This is a genomic window from Cognatishimia sp. MH4019, assembly GCF_020177595.1.
Classification (GTDB): Bacteria; Pseudomonadota; Alphaproteobacteria; order Rhodobacterales; family Rhodobacteraceae; genus JAHTBL01.
This window is the reverse complement of sequence record NZ_JAHTBL010000010.1, coordinates 57,509-73,877: the sequence shown is the minus strand read 5'-3', so window position 1 is coordinate 73,877 and position 16,369 is coordinate 57,509. Positions and strand designations below refer to the sequence as shown.

Sequence of the window (16,369 nt, the reverse complement as noted above, 5' to 3'; positions counted from 1 at the left end):
AAATCAGATGGGGGCCATTCGAGATGAACGACCGCAAAGGAAAATGTGGTTTCTAACCAGTCGCGTTCTGATCGAGGTCCGCCATCAGGAGTGGGGCCACCTCGTCTTCGAACTTTTTTTTTGCATCGAGCGGGGCGTAAAGGCAGTTCAGCAAAAACTGAGACAGCGATTTGCGCAAGGCAGGGCTGGTCAGCTTTTCTTCGAACAGCACATCGCCAACGGCTTCGATGCTATCGAAGCCTTCGCCTGCCGCCTGACAGGCAAACCAGATGACCAAAGCGGCCTCTTGGATTTTGAGACGCTGCGCGATCACCAATTCCAGCAGTTCGGTGATGGTGAAATCGGTGCGCGTCTCAATATCGCGCATGGACCCATAGGTGGGCTTCATATGGTATGAAGCCCCCCCAAGGGTGACCTGGACAACGCCACCCGCCATCAGGCGACGTTCCCGATGACCGGATCATCCACAAAGGCGATGGTCACGTTGGTCTTGATGACGCCTTCGACGCCGCTTTCCTCTTCACCCAGGGTGATGACGGCATTGCCGGAATAGGATTCACCGCCGGAATTGCTATCCTTGTATTCGACAGCGACAGCATCGCCGGTCTGTGACAGCGTGCGAAGGCGGGTATGAACCGCAAGCGCCGGGCGCTCTTTTTCGAACGAAAAGGTGATGGTCGCACCCTCTTCGGTCTGATACGGATGCTTGCCGTTTTTGGTGACCGAAATGTTGGACGATTTGCCCGGATTGTAGGTTGCGTCCCCCTGGTAGGGAACTTCCACCATGCCGCCCGGATCGCCGCCATCGTGGATGTGGATCAGAAGATCCTTGCCTTTCACTGCTGTGCCCATGTCACACTCCTATGTAGGTTGAGAACCGGCTGACCCCATGCTGGGTCAACGGGTCTTCGTCTGCGGCGCTGTTGCTGCTGATATGCGTGATCCCCGTCGCGCCAACTAACGGTGACCAATCTTCAAGCGCGGCAACCACGATGGGCTGAAGTCGCGCAATCTCTGCCGTGCCTGCGCCGGTATCGGTGCCGGTATTGTCATCGAAGACATGCACGGAAAAATCGTGACGTGCCCGGCGCCCATTCGAGGTCGAACCGGGAATGACGCCAAAGCCGTCGATGCGCACATGCAGCCGGGGCGGATTAGACGGGACGTGGTCATAGACCGGCACATCCGCACCATCGACGCCCTGACCGGCCAGCTGCGCGACCAACCGAGCATAAACGGCCTGCTGAAGCGGCCAGCGCTGTGCGACGGTCATTTGCGGCCCCGGATTGTAGAACCCAAAGCGCGGCGCATGCGGCGAACATATGCGCCTTCAGTCTGGGCCACAGCCAAATCATGAAACGGGCGCGCCGTCGCAAATTTGGTCCCGTCATGCACAAACCGCGCATAGAACGCGGCGCGTTGGGCAGATTTGGTGATGTAGCCAACCTTCCCGGTTTTCGTCTGCTTTCGCACGGCCTTGCGATAGCGCCGGCGCAAAAGGCCACTACGGCGCTTGACCATGCTGTCGATGTTCGCGCGGCCTGCCTGATGGACTTCATCGACCGTGTCGGAAATCGCGGCCACGGCTTTTTGATCGAGGATGTCAGGACGCTGACGGGCACGGGCACGGGCCTTTGTGACCCCTTTCAAACGGCTCATGTCGGCTGACCTTCCTGAATGATCATGGTGATGGTGCCGCGCGCACGGTCGGGGCGGGCAACAGATTTGATGGCAAAGGGCTGGCCATCGATCATGACGCGCCAGTCCGATTTCACAGTGCGGGTGCCGCGATCGGTGCGAACCGTCAGCTTGTAGTCTGGCGCATTGCCGACATGTGATGCGGTGGCCTCTTCGTCGGACTTATCCTGGGCAACCGGCCAGACCGCTGCCCACCGTTTACCCAAGTCCGCGCCCAGCATTTCCCGCCATTCAACGGTGTGACCGCCGCCGCCATTGGGCACTTTGACCTTTTCTTCGAAGGTCACGCGCGTGTCGAATTTTTCAGCGCGCATCAGACGAACACATGCACAAGCGGCTGGATCATCGACGCAACGGAGTTCGGCAACCCGCCAGGCGCAATGCTCCGCGCATTCCTGTCCGCTTCCGGGTCGAACCAATGCGCAACCAGAAGCCGCACCGCCTGTTTCAGATTTTCGGGCACATCGTCGGCAGCTGCCCATCCCGCCCAGCACGTCAGGTGCAGGCCGGTTTGATCGCTGGGCAGGTCCACCAGCAGCGCATAGTCTTCCAGCTGAGTTACAGTGACACCAGCCACTTGTGCCCAAGCACCCTGATCATCAAGCCGTTCGATGGCAAATTCTCGGCAATCAGGGAACGGCAGAAATACCGCTTGGGGATTGCCAACAAGCGGAAGCGCCCATTTCTGGCGCAGGATGCAACGGCCCAACCGACCAGTGTAGCCATCAAGGAAGTCAACCGCGGCCTGTTCATAGGCCTCGATCAAACTATCCTGTTCATCGGTATCCACACGAACCTGCTGTCGCAGTTCTTCAACGGGAACCAACACGCCCTGCGGCGCTTCCACTTGAAACGGGCGCATCAGTCTTTTGCTCCGCCCGCTTTGTTTTCTGGTGCTGCGCCTTGCGCTTTCTTCTCAGCAGCGGCCTTGTCAGCAGCGGCCTTGTCAGCAGCGGCCTTGTCAGCAGCGGCCTTGTCAGCAGCGGCCTTGTCAGCAGCGGCCTTGTCAGCAGCGGCCTTGTCAGCAGCGGCCTTGTCAGCAGCGGCGCTGGTTTGGTCTACGCCCAAACCAAGCGCCTCGCGGACTGTAACCGCATCTTCATCACTGAGGCACCCAAGTTCGAGCGCAGCTTTCGCCGCTTCCGAATCAGGGGCCAAATCATCATCCACAGTGAAAGTTTTGGGGTAAGCCGAACCGGCCACCACGGCCCGGAAGGGCAGGATAGGTTTGATCTTCATGTCATGTCCTTATGAAAAACCCTGCGAAGCGTGAACCTCGCGGGGTGATTGCGTTACTGTCCTGCAGGTCCGGCTTACGCGGCGACCTTCAGGAACTTGACGGCATCATCATTGGTGGGCGCGCCACCAAGACGCTGGCGGATGTGCCACTTGACGAAACCCGGTTTGGTGATTTCGTCGCGGGTCACGCGCAGGTCATGACGTTCGACCAGCGTGTAGGCCATACGGAAATCACCGAAGGCGATAGGTGTCGCATTGGCCGCGATGCCAGGCATGGCTTCGGCAGTGGACACTGCATAACCCAGCAAGGTTGCGGGCTGGCCAACTGCAAGACCATCGGCCCAGAGGAAACGACCGTCGCCGTCCTTCATGGTGCGCACCTTGGACGTGGTCAGCGAGTTCATCAGGAACCGGCCATTGGCGCGATACTGGGCCTTGGTCAGATAGACCAGTTCGACCAGCTTGTCCGCATCACCAATCGTGCCCGCATTGCCCGACGCCAGGAACTGGAACACCTTGTCCGCGCGCGCACCATCGGCATCAGCAACGGGCGCTGTGCCCAGCAGGCCAAGCGGCTTTTTGGTGCCGTCACCGGCGATCACCGCCACGTCGCGCGCATTGGCGAAGGACGTGCGGGCCGAGTCTACCAACCAGTTTTCGATGTCGAAGAACACATCGTCCAGCTGCTCTTCCTGCGCTTCGGGGTAGGCATAAACGGTGCCCATGGCCGGTTCGACCTCATAGACATCCGGCTTGCCGGTCGCCGCACGGGCATCACCCGCACCAACCCAACCGAAGCCCATACCGCCCTTGTCCACGATTTCCTTGTAATCGCTGGTGCCGACGCGAACGACCTTCACCAGACCAGCCATGACGCTGTCATCATTGGTCTTGGTTTGGATGTCTTGCGCGATCACGGTGGGCACGGCCACGCCAGAGCCAGAACCAGTGGCAGAACCAAGGGCTTTCTTCTCGGCTTCGTCGGCGGCGTGTTTCAGATCCGCAGTGCCATGACCACGGATGAAATCGACAAAGGCCGACTTGTGTGCGATCTGGTCTTCGTTCGGGCCTTCATCGGTCCCGGAACCCCGGCGACCCGCCTTTAGAGATGCCTCTTCGGCCAGTTCTTTGGCTTCCTTCAGTTCCGCCAGATATTCGGTTTCCATCTTCTGGCGCTTTTCGTCCAGATCGGTCACCAGTGCTTCCAACTTGGCGAAGCTGTCACGGTCGACCGCATCACCCTGAAGCTTTTTCACTTCGTCACGCAACGTCTGGGTGCCTTTGGCCTGATCCTCGATCGCTGCTTTCACTTCTGCAAGAGTTGCCATGATTTCCTCCTATGACAACGAGTTCATGAGACTGGATGCCTCCAGGGCTTCCAGCAGTTCGGAATAGTCCTCATCGCCCGAGTCACTCAGGGCCTGAACACCTTTGAAGCCGTCCCGCATCAAGGCGCTGACGACACTGCGCGACATCTTCGAATCCCTCAGAAGTTGACGCTCAAATTCCCGTTGCGACATGGCCGCGGCCTTCACCGAGTCGATGGTCGCTTCGGGGTTCATCGGGAAGGTCACCAGAGACACTTCCCAAAGTTCTGCTTTTTCGATCACGCGGACCCAACGGTCAGCGACCTTGGCTTCGCGGAATTCCAATGTGCGATAGCCGATCGACAGACCGTCAATGGCGCCAGCCTTGACCAAGGCCGTGGCTTCGCGGCCCTTTTCAACGTCACCAAGGACGCGACCTTTAACCCAAAGGCCCTTGTCATCCTCTTTGACTTCATCCCAGACACCAATCGGATTGTAGGGATCATGCTGCCAAAGCATCTTGACCTTGACGCCGCCCTTAAGGCTGTCAGCAAATGCGCCCGCCTCAACGATGTCATAGCCTTTGTCGATATTGCCGAAGATTGCACCATAGCCTTCCACGGTGCCATCCTTGGCCGCTTTGAATTCAGGGGTCACAAGACCCTCTGCCACCTCGACGGCCGACTTGCGTTCCATCGGGTGACAACGATCATTCGTCATCATCGTCGCCGTCCTTTTCTTCTTTCGGTTTGGGGTTGGTCAAAAGCGGGAATGCCGGGTCATCACTGACACCTTTGGTCGGCAGGTCTTCCAACTTGGCCACGGTCAGCGGCGACATCGCGCCAACTGTTCGCAATGCCATGTAAAGCTTGGCGCGCGAATCTGGATCGCCCTGCAGAAGTCCCTGAAGGGCGATGTCGCAATAGTAACCTTCAGAAACTCTGGCTTCGCCCAGCACATCCTTGTCGAAGGTCTGGCGAAAGCGCTTGGTCCAAGGCTGGATGCAAACCTCGACGTGCTGGCGGTTCGAACTGTAGAGGCTCGCGTTGTTGTGTTCGGTCAGGGCATGCATCAAATGCGCCGGCTGAACGCGGTAGGCACTGGCAATCTGGGTGACAACGCGGGAATAGGTCTTGTCTTGCTGCAGTTCCTCCGGCGTCATGCTCAGCCGAATATAGTGCAGCGCCCCCAGGTCGACAGGCATCAGGCCACCATCGCCGGACGGGCCGAAATAGTTCTTGATGCGGCTGACAAAGGTCTGGGCCTTGTCCTGCGAATTCAGGCTTTCCGAACTGATGATACCGTTGGCCCGGCCCGCTTTCTTGGCAAGGCTGGTCATCATCATGTCCAACCGCCGCGCCAGATCGATGGCCTGACGCGCGGTCTGGGTTACGTCCATGCCCAACTGCGGGCCGCGCAACACCATCAAATCAGCCCGGTCGACCTCTTCCCAACGGTCCTTGCGCCATTTGATGCGCCATTTCCCCCGCTCTTCGCACCAGCAACCGCGTTTGATGGGAACCACTTCGCGGACCTTACCGCCCACCCGGTTCAGATAGACCACGCCGCACCCACCAAGCGCTGCTGCTGCCACAACCGCTTCGATCCATTCCATGGCGGTGAAGCCGTCATCCTCTTCACTGGCGGGCTTCCCGATACGGCTCAAAACGATGTGTTCAGGCTCCGCCGTCGCGGTTTCGCTGCCGTCTTCGGTTTCGCGCTTCAGCTTCGCGGGCAGCTTGGCGACATCTTCCGAAATCACCCGCACTGCGGCAAAGACGGCCATGACACCCAAGGCCTGTTCTGCAGATACCTTGATGGCCGTCGCGCTACCCGGCACACCGCTGTCGATGGCTTCAAGGATGCGCGCTTCCACGGCTGATTTTCTCTGAAGAAAACGGAACATCAGACAAGCACCTCTTCCATGTCCAGCAGCATTGACCCGCGCCCGGCAGGCTCAGGGTTACGGGCCATCAGCTGGAAGGCGTTGAAACCTGCCGTCAGCGGATCAATCTTGGCTTTGCCCGCCGCAGATTTGCTGATGTAGATGTTGTTGCCGCGCAGTTCGGCTTTGGCGTTCCCCAAAACCCAGTTCATCATCGGTGCGCCGCCATGCAGCAGCGACCGGTCCTTCAGCTTGCGTTCCATGCCCCAGATGGCAGACGAAAGCTTGTAGCCCTGTGGCACCCCGACAAGCTGGTCTTCGGTCAGCCCAGCTTCCAGCAGCATGTCGACCAGATCAGCAACGCCGTAGGTGTCCAGCCCGACCGCGCCATGGGAAGGCAGCAGCCCCATATCGTTGATTTCCGAAATGATCTGGGTCACTTCGCGGAAGTCTCTTTGTGGGTCGCCTTCGGGACAGATGGTCAGGTCGCCATCATCCGAGAAATCGCGCAACCGCGCCGCGATTTCTTTGCGTTTCTGAAACACATCAGTTTGCGCCCAGGCATGCGCCCAGAACAGCCACTTGCGTGTTTCGCGGCAACGCCCGATCAGAACCAGCCCAGCAAGGTCATCGAGGCCACCACCGTCGAAGCCCGCCACGACAACATCGCAGCGGCGCAACAGTTCTGCTTTGGTCAGGCACGGTTCGGCACAGGACTGCCAATAATCAGCACCAATCCAGCGGTCAGTGTGAAGTGCAAGGCCCACTTCGACATTCAGGTGCTGGGTGGCCCAAGCTGCGATTTCGCCTGGGCCGTCATGTTTGGCGCGCTCGAACCCTTCGACAAGCCGGTCCAGATTGATGGACCGCCCCATATTGGGCGTGACCATGAACCAATTCTTCGGGTCCAGCCATTTCTGGTCTTCGCTGGTCTGGATGTCTTCGGGGAATTCATACAGCACCGGCAGAAGGCGCACGTTTTCCGTGATGCTGCCGTCCCGCACTCCGCGCGCATATTGCAGTTCCGATTTGAACACGCCCGCTGGCGGATGGTCGCTTTGCGTGGTGATCATCACCAACAGCGCCTCGGGGAATGGCAGCATGCCGCCCCGGATCTGGCGAATGACATCAGCGGCATGGGGGATTGACCCCAGAATGTGAACTTCATCGATCAAACAGAAGACTGGCTTCGCCCCAGTCAGAACGTCCATGCCAAAGGTTCGGATCATCAACCGCGCCTTGGTAACACGGCACATGATGGTTTTCTTGTGGTCCTGGACATGAAAGCGCTTCTGCAGATACCCTTCCGGGTCGCTGTCAATCATGCCCTTGGCCTGTTCAAAGGCCACATCCGAAATCTTCTGGGTCGGGCCGATGATCAGCATGTCCGCGTGACGGCGTTCATTCAGCAGCATGAACGTCAGCGCGATGGCGGCGGCACTGGTGGTCTTGGCGTTTTTCTTGGGAACAAGGATGAAGACTTCGCCAACCTGACGGGACGCCATCGCGTCGGCGGAAGTAGCCATCGATCCGAAGACGGCGCGGACAATTTCCCTCATCCATTCGCCAGCCGCATCGCCCAGAGAAGGATTGCCGGGAACATCCGGCAGGCGCAGATTGTTGAACACCCCGACCGCACGTTCCGCCGCCACATCATCCAGCGGCAGTTCAGGAATCGGCGTTTTGCCGGATTGAAGCTTTTCAATCCAGTCGGGGCAAGCGAAGTCAAAGGGCATCAGTTCACCGGTTTCCCGTCACCCAGCAGGTCGCCCCAGCCGGACGGCACTTCGGACGCGCCCTTTTCCAGCAAAGCCTTTTTGCCCAAAGGTTCGGGCTTTGGCTCAGCCGCCTGGGGCTTTTTCATGGGCGTGTTCTGCAGGCTGGCCATTTCCAGAACCTGTTTTGTCGCAGCCATGTTGCCGGTGCGCATTTTGCGCATCATCACGCGGATGGCTTCGGCCTGAACCAAAATCGCCCCCTCGTGAAGTTCGCGGGAATAATACTTGCGCAAGGTCTTTTCATCGCACCCCAGAACGGTGGCGATCTCCCCATGCGTCATGCCCCCGGCGCGCAGGTCCACGACAAGTTCCTGATTTGCCTTGCTTTTTGCATACGCCTTCCGACCGCGCGGGTCTTTCATCGGCAGCAAGGGATTTCCAAAGAGGTCTGTTTCCAGATCTGCAGTGGAATTTTCAGGTTTCACAGGAAAAAAATCTCCGAATTGGGGGGGCGCGGGTCTAGCCGTTTGGGGCCGTCAGACTTTTGACCGCCCCCCCCTTGATTGATTGTTGTGGTGATGGCTGGGCGCTCAGTGCCGCCCGCGCTTCTCGATGCTTTGCTTGACCTTGTCGTGGTATTCCTTCGACACAGCCTGCAGGTTGTCTTCATCCCAAAACAGGTCTGGGTTGCCGCGATGTGGTCGAACGTGGTCAACCACCGGGCTGTTGGGTGCCGGATGCTTGCCGACCAGCAGCGCGCCCGTAGCTTGGCAGGTGTAGCCGTCGCGCTGCAACACCTTCAGTCTCAGCCGCTGCCAGCGCGCGGTCTTGTACCAGCTGCGCCATCCTTGCGTCTGGTCACGATGACGGGACCGTTCGGCTTCGGACTTTGGCGCGCCACCCAAGCGGGATGACATGGAACCAAGACGCGGCTTGGCAGCGGACAGGCGACCCATGGTCAGACCGGGTCAGGCTCCGGGCCGACACCCACCATGATGGGCGGATGCGACTGGCCCAGCAATTGCACATAGATCGGTGCGCCGTTCATCAGCGCTTCCAGTTCATCCGGTGTCGGATGCCACGCCGTCACCATCGCTGGTGTGCCTTCGCCATTGACCGAACAGTCGATGGCAACATCACGGATGGGCAGGCCAAGGTAGCCCTGTGACTTCCCGATGACCCGCGTTGCGCCTTCAATATGTCCAATCTGCATGGCTACCTCCCAAACAAAAGCGCCCGTCAGGGGATACCTGCGGGCGCATTTCGTGATGATAGCTATTTAGAATCATCCGGTGGTCCTTATGTCAACAACATTTTGTATCCCTGCTATTCAGATGCCCTGCATACGCCCCAAAGCGGCGCATAGGGCGTCCCGAAGGGCTTTTCGGTTTTTTCCAGTCACAGACCAGCCATGCGCGTCCAGAACGTCGCTCAGGGCGCGTTCCTTGATACACACGTCATCCACCAACGTTCGCACAGTGATGATGCGCTTGTCGACTTGGGCAAGGATGTCATCTGTGATGATGACGCGCTGCGCTTTGTCGGGGCTGACCCGCTTCATATCCTTGGCAATCACGCTGCCGATTGCGTCGTGGAACATGGCCAGACGTTCGGCATCGCGCATATAGGCGGTCATGAAATCGGTATCGCCTTGGCCACCCATCTGGACATCGAAGGCCTTGGAACACTTGACGCCTGCAGACTGCACCCGCTCAAACAGCGCGCGATAGTCGCGGGCAGCACCAACCTGAGCCGCCGTAAATGGCGCATCACCGCCCCGCCGCGTTGCCTGGTCTGTCATGGTGTCGAAGATGTCACGGGCCTGACCGGGACAGCCTGACCGATAGGGAACGTGCCGCCATTCACCTTGGCCGTCTTTCTCATGCCAATAGCCTTCGCGGAACCGGGCAAGCGGGCCACGCGCAGGTGCCGTGATAATCTCAGCACTGCATCCGTCCGGTGCCGTTCCCACATCCATCAGCCACGCCCGTTCCTCTTGTGCCAACTCTTTGCGGCAATCCGGGCAGCACAGATGAAAGGCCAGTTTTGCCCCTGTTTCATCCACACAGCACGTCTTTTCGACCCTCTTTAGCTTCATGCCTGACCTCTACTTTCTAGATTTTGTTGTTTCGAATGAAAGGAAACCAAGATGTTGATTTCGAGTGATGAATGGCGGGGCAGACGGGGCAGAACGCAAAAGAACGGGGCAGAACCCCACAACAATCGCTAGACCGGCAACCCACTGAAAACATGAGCACAATCCGTCTGGCGGGGCGCGCGGGGCAGATAGGGCAGAAGAGCGCGACCTATACGCAAGACATCTCCCCCCCAGACCCCCCAGAATACGCGCGCGCACGTAACCCGGATTTTTCTGCCCCAAGCGCCCCAAACGCCCCGAAACAGTCACAAACCTCAGAAACAAAATGCTTTTTCCCAACAGATAGATTTGGGAATTGCGCCCCGATACGGGGCAGAAGTCGGAAAGCTGCCCCGATTTTCGAAGAATGTGGTTGTAGGGGTGCGGGGTGCGGGCGGCGGTGGCTTGCGTATGTGCCGCCCGGCGCGTCACAGCGGGTAGCCCTCGGAGTGCGGCGAAGAACCGCTACTTCCATCTTTTCGCAACATTGGCAGGCCTTTGGGGTCGCGTGGCGCATCTGCCAGTCGGTCGCGCATATCGTCTGTCAAACGAATGCCTGAATAACCCCAAGTCCCATTCCGCTTGTGGCGCGTGTAGGACTTGCCTGTGGCCGGATGCATATATTTGCCGTTGCGCTCTTTCAGCTTGCGCTGCAGATTGCCTGGTTGCCATGCGTGGGCGGTGTTCTCTAGCAGGTAGAGGTAACAGGCGTCGACAAGGTCACGGGCGGCAAGGAAATCCGTTCCGCCATCAATCTCACAGCCAGTGGCAAGGAAGTCGCCCACCGGGTCACTGTCCTTGCGATATTCTTCTGTTGCCTCAAGAACCTGTGCTGGCTCTTGCAGCCCGCCTTCCAGATAGTCCAGAAGACCTGCAATCATCCAATTCAGGATGCCCGACCGCTCTTCCTCGAAGAGTTTGTCGCCAAGCTTTTCATCCCGCTCATTTTCCGGGATCTGGACATCAAACGGAAACAACAGCGGACGCCGCCAGATACCGTCATCGGTGCCGCGTATTTCAAGCTTGTGGTTCCCGGTAAAGGTCAGCTTGAAATAGGGCGTGAAGGCGACAAAGTCGGAATGCAGGTTCCGCACCAGCATTTCGTCGCCACCGGTCATTTCCTTGACCTTCTGTTCCTGCAGGCGTTCGCCTTCTTCAGGTTCGTTGGTGATGGCCGCGCGCGCGCCAATCAAGCGCATCAGGTCCGGTGTGGCATCTGAGCCGGATTTGCGGTTCTTGCCCGTCAAGCTTTCGATGCGGACCATGGTGGCATAATCGCCCAACATGCGGCGCATCAAACCCGCCAACAGCGATTTGCCGTTGGCACCCATGCCATACATGTAGAGAAATTTCTGAATCGGTTCGCCGGTCATGCTCAGGCCAAACCAACGCTGAAGACAGGCCCGCATGGCCGGGTCGGGCTGCACCCGCTCTAAGAACGCATCAAACTTTGGGCATTTGGCGTCGGCGTCATACGCGGCTGGCATCATCTTGGTGATGTATTGTGGGCGATTCCTGCCCTCGATCGACACGACGCGCGTGTGCTCTTCAATCTCCACTTCAGCGAAACACTTCAGGCTTGATCCCGTCGCGCCCGCAACGCCAAAGTTTGGGTTATCCTTGCGAAGAAATCTCAGAATTCCAGTTTCAGTGTTCACTGTCAGCGGATCGGCATCGAGGTCTTCAACATCGCGGTGAAGGCTGGTCACAGCTTCCGCCAAAAGGTTCTTGATGGCGTTGCTGTTGCCAGCTGATCTGGCGAAGGCCTTGTGGCGCTGCCTGGTCGACCCGCGTCCCCAGAGTTCAGAGTTCAACTTATCCTTTTCCGCCACCAGATTCTGGCGCTTCTCGATGCGCTCTTCGTCGGATAAGTCGACAAATGTCTGGTCGAAATCTCGCAAGTCGACACGAATGGTTTCCAGGCGGTCGACCCGGCGCTGTTCAGCCGAATTCAGCTGAAGGTGGGGAATTTCCTTCTCGATGCGCTCATGAATCGTCTGCGCATGACGGCGCACGGCAATGCCGTCTGGGTCCAGCTTCCAGCGCTTGCCATCCCAGATGTGCCACCCGACACGGGGCACAAACATCGCATCATCGCCGCAATAGAGCGCGAAGCGCTGCCCATTGCCCGTATCATTCAGGGGCAGCTTGGCCCCATCCATTTCGGGCATCGGCAAGTCTGGGGTGCGGGGCGGCGGACCATCATCGCCGTAAGACGGCCCGTCGAAGCGGCCATCATCAGGCGGCGTCAGGCCATCGGCAGGGGTGACATCCTCTGCGGATTCGAACGCTGAACGAACTTCAGACAGCCCATCGGGTTGCGCTTTAGGTTCTTCAGGAAGGGTTCGCAGACCTTCTACCAGCACATTCAAAAGAATTTTGCCAGCCTCTTCCCCGGCAATATCTGTAATTTCTTGTCTGATGTTCAATGCAGCACGAATGTCGTCAGGGTTACGAACCTCACGTTTTCCAACATGATTGGACGCCGAAACTATGCCCAAAGCTTCCATGCGTTCGACAAGACCTGCAGCCCGATTGTAGCCTATTGCCAGTTTTCGCTGAACAAGTCTGGTCGAGCATTTGCCTTCGGCCCAGACAAGCATGACCGCTTGTCTAAATTGCTCTTCCTGATCGATGTTGCCTGTCATCCTCGCCCCGATCAGTTCCTATCGCCCGCCGCGACAGCGGCCTCGACACGGTCCAAGATCCACGCGACCACGGGCACGGCCATTGAATTGCCGTATGCTTTGTATTGGGGGCCGTCCGCTGCGGGCCGCCCCCGGTATGTGATTTGACAATGATTGTCTTCGAAGCCCTGCAGCCGGGCGCATTCTACCGGCGTCAGACGGCGAACAATCGGACCCGTTTGCACATAGCTGCGCGACGATCCGCCGGAAGCCGCGCGCAGGTTGGCCGTATCGTGCGGCCCTTCGGGCAATGCCCCCCCCCTCGCGGCCCCTCAGATCAAAGGCAATGACCGGGCCCTGGTCGCCCTTGTCCGCATCGGCGGTCAGGGGCGGGAAAACTTGTGACGGCGCGCCATCCTTGCCGCGCGTGTAGTGTGACGGCTTGAAGGCCACGGCCTGCGGCTGGGTGCGGGCTTCCAGCATGAAAGCTGTGTCATCATCCCGAACACCTTTGCCATCCGGCCCGGCATCGGGGTTTTCCGAAACGGCACGTTCCTGAATGGCCACAGCTGCATGACCGCCGCCATTTGTGTGCGATCCGGCATGTCCCATGGCGCGCAGCGGGGGCGCGACCGTGTCGTGCTGAACCTCAGAGCCTTTGCAGTCGAAGGCCAAGGGCGGCACTTCCGCTACGAAATTGAACCCATCTGCGCGGCTGTAGTCATTGCAGGTTGTTTCGAGGGTTGCGGCTGGGTCTTGGCTTGGAACAACCAAGGAATTTGGGTTCATTCCTGAGCCGCGGCGGCGACCAATGCCTGCATCAAGAGTTTGGGCAGGCTCTTCCCCCGTTTCTCGGCGCGGCGCAGAATTCCCCTGCAGGCCTTGGCGCTCAAATAATATTTGCGCGGGATCGACCCGGTTTCCAAAGTCGATGACAACGAACACACGGCGGCGTCGTTGGGCCACTCCGAAATATTGAGCGTCCCGAACGATCCACGCGGCCCTTGCCCGTGGTCCGCCAACCATACCTGCACTTGGCCAGCTTCCAGCGATAGTGATGGGCTGTTCAGCTCCGACAATCGCGCCCAGGAAACATCCGAAGGCGTTGGACTTGTCGCTGAGGACGCCGGGGACGTTTTCCCAGAGGACAACAAGCTGTCCATCATGTCTAGCTGCGACGATGTCATGCACGATCTCCACAAATTTCAGGGTGAGGTTGCCGCGGTCATCATCCAGCCCGCGCCGCATGCCAGCGACAGAAAAGGCCTGACACGGCGTTCCCGCCACGATCAGTTCGGGCAGCGGCAAGCCGTGGCTGCGCCAGAGGTCTGGCGTGACGGTCTGCATGTCACCCCACAGCAGCGGCTCACCTTGGTTCTGGGCGTCCGGGTCGCGGTAGCCGAACCGCTCTGCCAACACGGCGCGGGGGAACGGCTCAATCTCCGACGCAAAGCGCCAGTCGACCCAAGGGGCCGCAGCTTCAGGGGCACCGATGCCGGAACAGAAGGTCGCGCCGATCATGCCGTGCCCTCGGAATCAAAGAGTTCAATTTGTTGCAAAGGGGCTTGGAAGTTCATCCAAAGAACTTCAGTCCGTTCCCGCGCACCATCAGCCAGCGCTTTTCGGGTAACCCGCCGCCAAGTAGGCAAGGCGTGATCATAGCGTTCATCTGGATAACCAGACAAAATGACACGCCCCGAAAGGCCAGCTAAAAACTCAAGCAACTTGGCATGATCATCATCTGTGAGTTCATGCGCATAGTCCGTTCCTGCGATGTAGGGAGGGTCAACATAGTGCAGTGTGTCTGGCCCATCGTGAGCGGCCATAACTTCTTTTGCATCTCTGTTGAGAATAACAACACCGCGCAGCCGTTCAACGACCTCAGACAAACAATCAGGGTAATTTACCCAATCACGCGCGGGTGTCGTCCCACTGCGATTAGAATTTGACCGGAAGCCGGTCTTCTTGTGTACACCGTTTGAGCCAAACCCCATAAAGGCCCGAACAACCGTTCTTCGAGCGCGCTCAACTTCATCTTCATCAGATTCATAGGCAGAGAAAAATTCATCGGAAGCGAACGGTGTAAGACGCAACAGTTCGGTAAGTTCTAGCGCACGGTCCCCTCGAAGCACTCTGAAAAGGTTTACGACTTCATCATCAAGGTCGTTGTAGACCTCGGCATAACTTCTAGGCTTTCGCAAAAGAACTGAAGCCGCACCGCCAAATGGCTCGACGTAGACGCGATGAACTGGAAAGTGCGAAATGATCCACGGTGCAAGTATCCACTTACCACCATGCCAGCGAAGAACGGGGCGTTTAACCTCAACCATCTTCACCCCCTTCATCTTCAGGGGTTCCCTGACGGGCCGGGGCTTCGCCCGTCTCAGCCTCGGAACGTCCACTGGACGTTCCCTTTTCCGGCTTCGACCCCATCAGCACATCATTCAGGTCGACGCCTTTGCCAGCGTGAACGATTTTGCCTTCAAGGCCCGGATGCAGGGCCATGGCCCGGCGCAGCCCGCATTCCAGCTTGGCGCGGGTCATGGTCGGGTCGCTGTCGCCATCCATGATGAACACCAGTCGCTTCACCCAAGACGGCGGCACAAAGGCGTCGGAATCGCTCATGTCAGGCAGGCCGGAATATTTCTGGCCTTTCACCTTTTGCATACGGCCAGAAATGTTGCCCAAATCCACACCGGCCCAATAGGCAGCGTTCGGGAACGGGTCCGCGACCAGCGCCGTCAGCGTCGTTTCAATCCCTTCGCCTATCACCAGCGTGTCAGCGCCTTCAGGCGTATGCAGGCGGATGGCGCCGGATTTCTTCGACCCGCGCACCAGCTTGGCGGGCAGGCTTTCGCCCTCATGTGAAATCTTGGCCTTGCCGTGGGGCGGGTTGATGTCGACCCATGTCTGATGCACTGCGGTCAACTCACCCGCCATGTTCAGAATGCCCGCAATCATGCAGGGGCCGCGATGCGCGGTGACATATTCCCGGCCGATTTTCTTGACGTAGGGATGATCCACGATAAAGCGCAGCGCGACCGGGATTTCGGACAGCAGCGACGGGTTGATGCCGCGCGCTTCCAGATAGGCGGGCACAATGCCCAAATGGCCGGGCCGTGCGTTTTTCCAGATCACACGGGCGTCCGCGATGGCCTTGCGGCGGTAGCGCTCTTGCGCCTCTTGCTGCTTCCGGTCAGCCTCTGCCGCGCGTTTGCGCCGGCGGTCTATTTCCGCTTGATCCAGCTGCGCCGGTTTGTCACCGCAAAGCCATTGCAGCGCGCCTTTGAAATCCATGTTCAGGACGCCCATTGTCAACGCAATCTGGTCACCACCGCGCAGGTCGCACTTGCGACACAGGAAAGCCCCGGTGCGCAAATTGATACCGAACCGATCACGCCCACCACACAGGGGGCACGGGCCAATCAATTCATTAGCCATCGGCTTCAGCCGTGAGATGCCAAGGCGGTCGACCAGTTCCGTCATGGGAATGGCTTTTGCCTCGATCAGCCGTGGGTCATCTTGAAAACTCATTCGCAGCGCTCCACCAACCCTGCACGGCGACGGCGCTCTATTTCACGATCGATGTAGAACCGTGCCTTTTCCAAATCCTTGATGGCGTGGCCCTTCAGATCAGCGCGCCAGATGTATTTGACCGCGTTGCCCAGGCAAAAGCCCATATGCTCTACGATCTGGATGCACTCGATGCCGCTTGGGTGCGATGTGTAGTGCTTTGGGTGATTCACATTGTCTGCCAT

20 protein-coding genes and 1 pseudogene are annotated in these 16,369 nt (G+C 58.6%); all 21 read right to left on the bottom strand.

Annotation, left to right across the window (positions count from 1 at the left end; translation table 11 throughout):
• Positions 1-52: 52 nt before the first annotated feature.
• The gene (locus KUW67_RS15750; RefSeq protein WP_224826287.1) at positions 53-388 is read right to left on the bottom strand and encodes a hypothetical protein; all 336 of its coding nucleotides are present in this window, start codon (positions 386-388) and stop codon (positions 53-55) included.
• 47 nt (positions 389-435) lie between these two features.
• The gene (locus KUW67_RS15745; RefSeq protein WP_224826286.1) at positions 436-852 is read right to left on the bottom strand and encodes a phage tail protein; all 417 of its coding nucleotides are present in this window, start codon (positions 850-852) and stop codon (positions 436-438) included.
• Position 853: 1 nt separating this feature from the next.
• Complete coding sequence (locus KUW67_RS15740) at positions 854-1,273, bottom strand: DUF3168 domain-containing protein (RefSeq protein WP_224826285.1); 420 nt, start codon at positions 1,271-1,273, stop codon at positions 854-856.
• Positions 1,270-1,659: an HK97-gp10 family putative phage morphogenesis protein gene (locus tag KUW67_RS15735; RefSeq protein ID WP_224826284.1), complete on the bottom strand. Its 390-nt coding sequence runs from the start codon at positions 1,657-1,659 to the stop codon at positions 1,270-1,272. The genes KUW67_RS15740 and KUW67_RS15735 overlap by 4 nt, the downstream gene beginning before the upstream one ends.
• Positions 1,656-2,012, bottom strand: a complete 357-nt coding sequence (locus KUW67_RS15730; protein WP_224826283.1) for a phage head closure protein — start codon at positions 2,010-2,012, stop codon at positions 1,656-1,658. Before KUW67_RS15730 ends, KUW67_RS15735 begins: the two co-directional genes overlap by 4 nt.
• Positions 2,012-2,560: a phage head-tail connector protein gene (locus KUW67_RS15725; RefSeq protein WP_224826282.1), complete on the bottom strand. Its 549-nt coding sequence runs from the start codon at positions 2,558-2,560 to the stop codon at positions 2,012-2,014. Before KUW67_RS15725 ends, KUW67_RS15730 begins: the two co-directional genes overlap by 1 nt.
• The gene (locus KUW67_RS15720; protein WP_224826281.1) at positions 2,560-2,937 is read right to left on the bottom strand and encodes a hypothetical protein; all 378 of its coding nucleotides are present in this window, start codon (positions 2,935-2,937) and stop codon (positions 2,560-2,562) included. Before KUW67_RS15720 ends, KUW67_RS15725 begins: the two co-directional genes overlap by 1 nt.
• A gap of 74 nt (positions 2,938-3,011) precedes the next feature.
• Positions 3,012-4,265, bottom strand: a complete 1,254-nt coding sequence (locus KUW67_RS15715) for a phage major capsid protein (RefSeq protein WP_224826280.1) — start codon at positions 4,263-4,265, stop codon at positions 3,012-3,014.
• Positions 4,266-4,274: 9 nt separating this feature from the next.
• Complete coding sequence (locus tag KUW67_RS15710) at positions 4,275-4,940, bottom strand: HK97 family phage prohead protease (RefSeq protein WP_224826360.1); 666 nt, start codon at positions 4,938-4,940, stop codon at positions 4,275-4,277.
• Between the two features lie 13 nt (positions 4,941-4,953).
• A complete protein-coding gene (locus tag KUW67_RS15705; RefSeq protein ID WP_224826279.1) occupies positions 4,954-6,150 on the bottom strand; it encodes a phage portal protein in 1,197 nt (398 codons plus the stop codon).
• Positions 6,150-7,865 carry a terminase large subunit gene (locus KUW67_RS15700; protein ID WP_224826278.1) on the bottom strand — a complete coding sequence of 572 codons (1,716 nt, stop codon included), beginning with the start codon at positions 7,863-7,865 and terminating at the stop codon, positions 6,150-6,152. The genes KUW67_RS15705 and KUW67_RS15700 overlap by 1 nt, the downstream gene beginning before the upstream one ends.
• Positions 7,865-8,209, bottom strand: coding sequence for a hypothetical protein (locus tag KUW67_RS15695; RefSeq protein WP_224826277.1), 345 nt, complete (start codon positions 8,207-8,209; stop codon positions 7,865-7,867). The genes KUW67_RS15700 and KUW67_RS15695 overlap by 1 nt, the downstream gene beginning before the upstream one ends.
• A gap of 228 nt (positions 8,210-8,437) precedes the next feature.
• Positions 8,438-8,803, bottom strand: a complete 366-nt coding sequence (locus KUW67_RS15690; RefSeq protein WP_224826276.1) for an HNH endonuclease — start codon at positions 8,801-8,803, stop codon at positions 8,438-8,440.
• 2 nt (positions 8,804-8,805) lie between these two features.
• The gene (locus tag KUW67_RS15685; RefSeq protein WP_224826275.1) at positions 8,806-9,060 is read right to left on the bottom strand and encodes a hypothetical protein; all 255 of its coding nucleotides are present in this window, start codon (positions 9,058-9,060) and stop codon (positions 8,806-8,808) included.
• 117 nt (positions 9,061-9,177) lie between these two features.
• Positions 9,178-9,945, bottom strand: coding sequence for a hypothetical protein (locus KUW67_RS15680; RefSeq protein WP_224826274.1), 768 nt, complete (start codon positions 9,943-9,945; stop codon positions 9,178-9,180).
• A gap of 467 nt (positions 9,946-10,412) precedes the next feature.
• The gene (locus KUW67_RS15675; RefSeq protein ID WP_304522397.1) at positions 10,413-12,632 is read right to left on the bottom strand and encodes a phage/plasmid primase, P4 family; all 2,220 of its coding nucleotides are present in this window, start codon (positions 12,630-12,632) and stop codon (positions 10,413-10,415) included.
• Positions 12,633-12,643: 11 nt separating this feature from the next.
• A complete protein-coding gene (locus KUW67_RS15665; RefSeq protein WP_224826358.1) occupies positions 12,644-12,856 on the bottom strand; it encodes a DNA cytosine methyltransferase in 213 nt (70 codons plus the stop codon).
• Positions 12,857-13,556: 700 nt separating this feature from the next.
• A pseudogene (locus KUW67_RS15660) lies at positions 13,557-13,958 on the bottom strand (DNA cytosine methyltransferase); the annotation flags it as partial.
• Between the two features lie 170 nt (positions 13,959-14,128).
• Positions 14,129-14,941 (bottom strand): DNA adenine methylase, encoded by an 813-nt coding sequence (locus tag KUW67_RS15655; protein WP_224826273.1) that lies wholly within the window; start codon positions 14,939-14,941, stop codon positions 14,129-14,131.
• Positions 14,934-16,145, bottom strand: coding sequence for a primase-helicase zinc-binding domain-containing protein (locus tag KUW67_RS15650; protein WP_224826272.1), 1,212 nt, complete (start codon positions 16,143-16,145; stop codon positions 14,934-14,936). Before KUW67_RS15650 ends, KUW67_RS15655 begins: the two co-directional genes overlap by 8 nt.
• Positions 16,142-16,369: a DUF3310 domain-containing protein gene (locus KUW67_RS15645; protein WP_224826271.1), complete on the bottom strand. Its 228-nt coding sequence runs from the start codon at positions 16,367-16,369 to the stop codon at positions 16,142-16,144. The genes KUW67_RS15650 and KUW67_RS15645 overlap by 4 nt, the downstream gene beginning before the upstream one ends.

What these genes read in the sequence shown, in the direction of transcription:
- KUW67_RS15750 (WP_224826287.1), bottom strand. Translation starts at nt 388, where the DNA reads ATGAAGCCCACCTATGGGTCCATGCGCGATATTGAGACGCGCACCGAT.
- KUW67_RS15745 (WP_224826286.1), bottom strand. Translation starts at nt 852, where the DNA reads ATGGGCACAGCAGTGAAAGGCAAGGATCTTCTGATCCACATCCACGAT.
- KUW67_RS15740 (WP_224826285.1), bottom strand. Translation starts at nt 1,273, where the DNA reads ATGACCGTCGCACAGCGCTGGCCGCTTCAGCAGGCCGTTTATGCTCGG.
- KUW67_RS15735 (WP_224826284.1), bottom strand. Translation starts at nt 1,659, where the DNA reads ATGAGCCGTTTGAAAGGGGTCACAAAGGCCCGTGCCCGTGCCCGTCAG.
- KUW67_RS15730 (WP_224826283.1), bottom strand. Translation starts at nt 2,012, where the DNA reads ATGCGCGCTGAAAAATTCGACACGCGCGTGACCTTCGAAGAAAAGGTC.
- KUW67_RS15725 (WP_224826282.1), bottom strand. Translation starts at nt 2,560, where the DNA reads ATGCGCCCGTTTCAAGTGGAAGCGCCGCAGGGCGTGTTGGTTCCCGTT.
- KUW67_RS15720 (WP_224826281.1), bottom strand. Translation starts at nt 2,937, where the DNA reads ATGAAGATCAAACCTATCCTGCCCTTCCGGGCCGTGGTGGCCGGTTCG.
- KUW67_RS15715 (WP_224826280.1), bottom strand. Translation starts at nt 4,265, where the DNA reads ATGGCAACTCTTGCAGAAGTGAAAGCAGCGATCGAGGATCAGGCCAAA.
- KUW67_RS15710 (WP_224826360.1), bottom strand. Translation starts at nt 4,940, where the DNA reads ATGGAACGCAAGTCGGCCGTCGAGGTGGCAGAGGGTCTTGTGACCCCT.
- KUW67_RS15705 (WP_224826279.1), bottom strand. Translation starts at nt 6,150, where the DNA reads ATGTTCCGTTTTCTTCAGAGAAAATCAGCCGTGGAAGCGCGCATCCTT.
- KUW67_RS15700 (WP_224826278.1), bottom strand. Translation starts at nt 7,865, where the DNA reads ATGCCCTTTGACTTCGCTTGCCCCGACTGGATTGAAAAGCTTCAATCC.
- KUW67_RS15690 (WP_224826276.1), bottom strand. Translation starts at nt 8,803, where the DNA reads ATGGGTCGCCTGTCCGCTGCCAAGCCGCGTCTTGGTTCCATGTCATCC.
- KUW67_RS15685 (WP_224826275.1), bottom strand. Translation starts at nt 9,060, where the DNA reads ATGCAGATTGGACATATTGAAGGCGCAACGCGGGTCATCGGGAAGTCA.
- KUW67_RS15680 (WP_224826274.1), bottom strand. Translation starts at nt 9,945, where the DNA reads ATGAAGCTAAAGAGGGTCGAAAAGACGTGCTGTGTGGATGAAACAGGG.
- KUW67_RS15675 (WP_304522397.1), bottom strand. Translation starts at nt 12,632, where the DNA reads ATGACAGGCAACATCGATCAGGAAGAGCAATTTAGACAAGCGGTCATG.
- KUW67_RS15655 (WP_224826273.1), bottom strand. Translation starts at nt 14,941, where the DNA reads ATGGTTGAGGTTAAACGCCCCGTTCTTCGCTGGCATGGTGGTAAGTGG.
- KUW67_RS15650 (WP_224826272.1), bottom strand. Translation starts at nt 16,145, where the DNA reads ATGAGTTTTCAAGATGACCCACGGCTGATCGAGGCAAAAGCCATTCCC.
- KUW67_RS15645 (WP_224826271.1), bottom strand. Translation starts at nt 16,369, where the DNA reads ATGGCAGACAATGTGAATCACCCAAAGCACTACACATCGCACCCAAGC.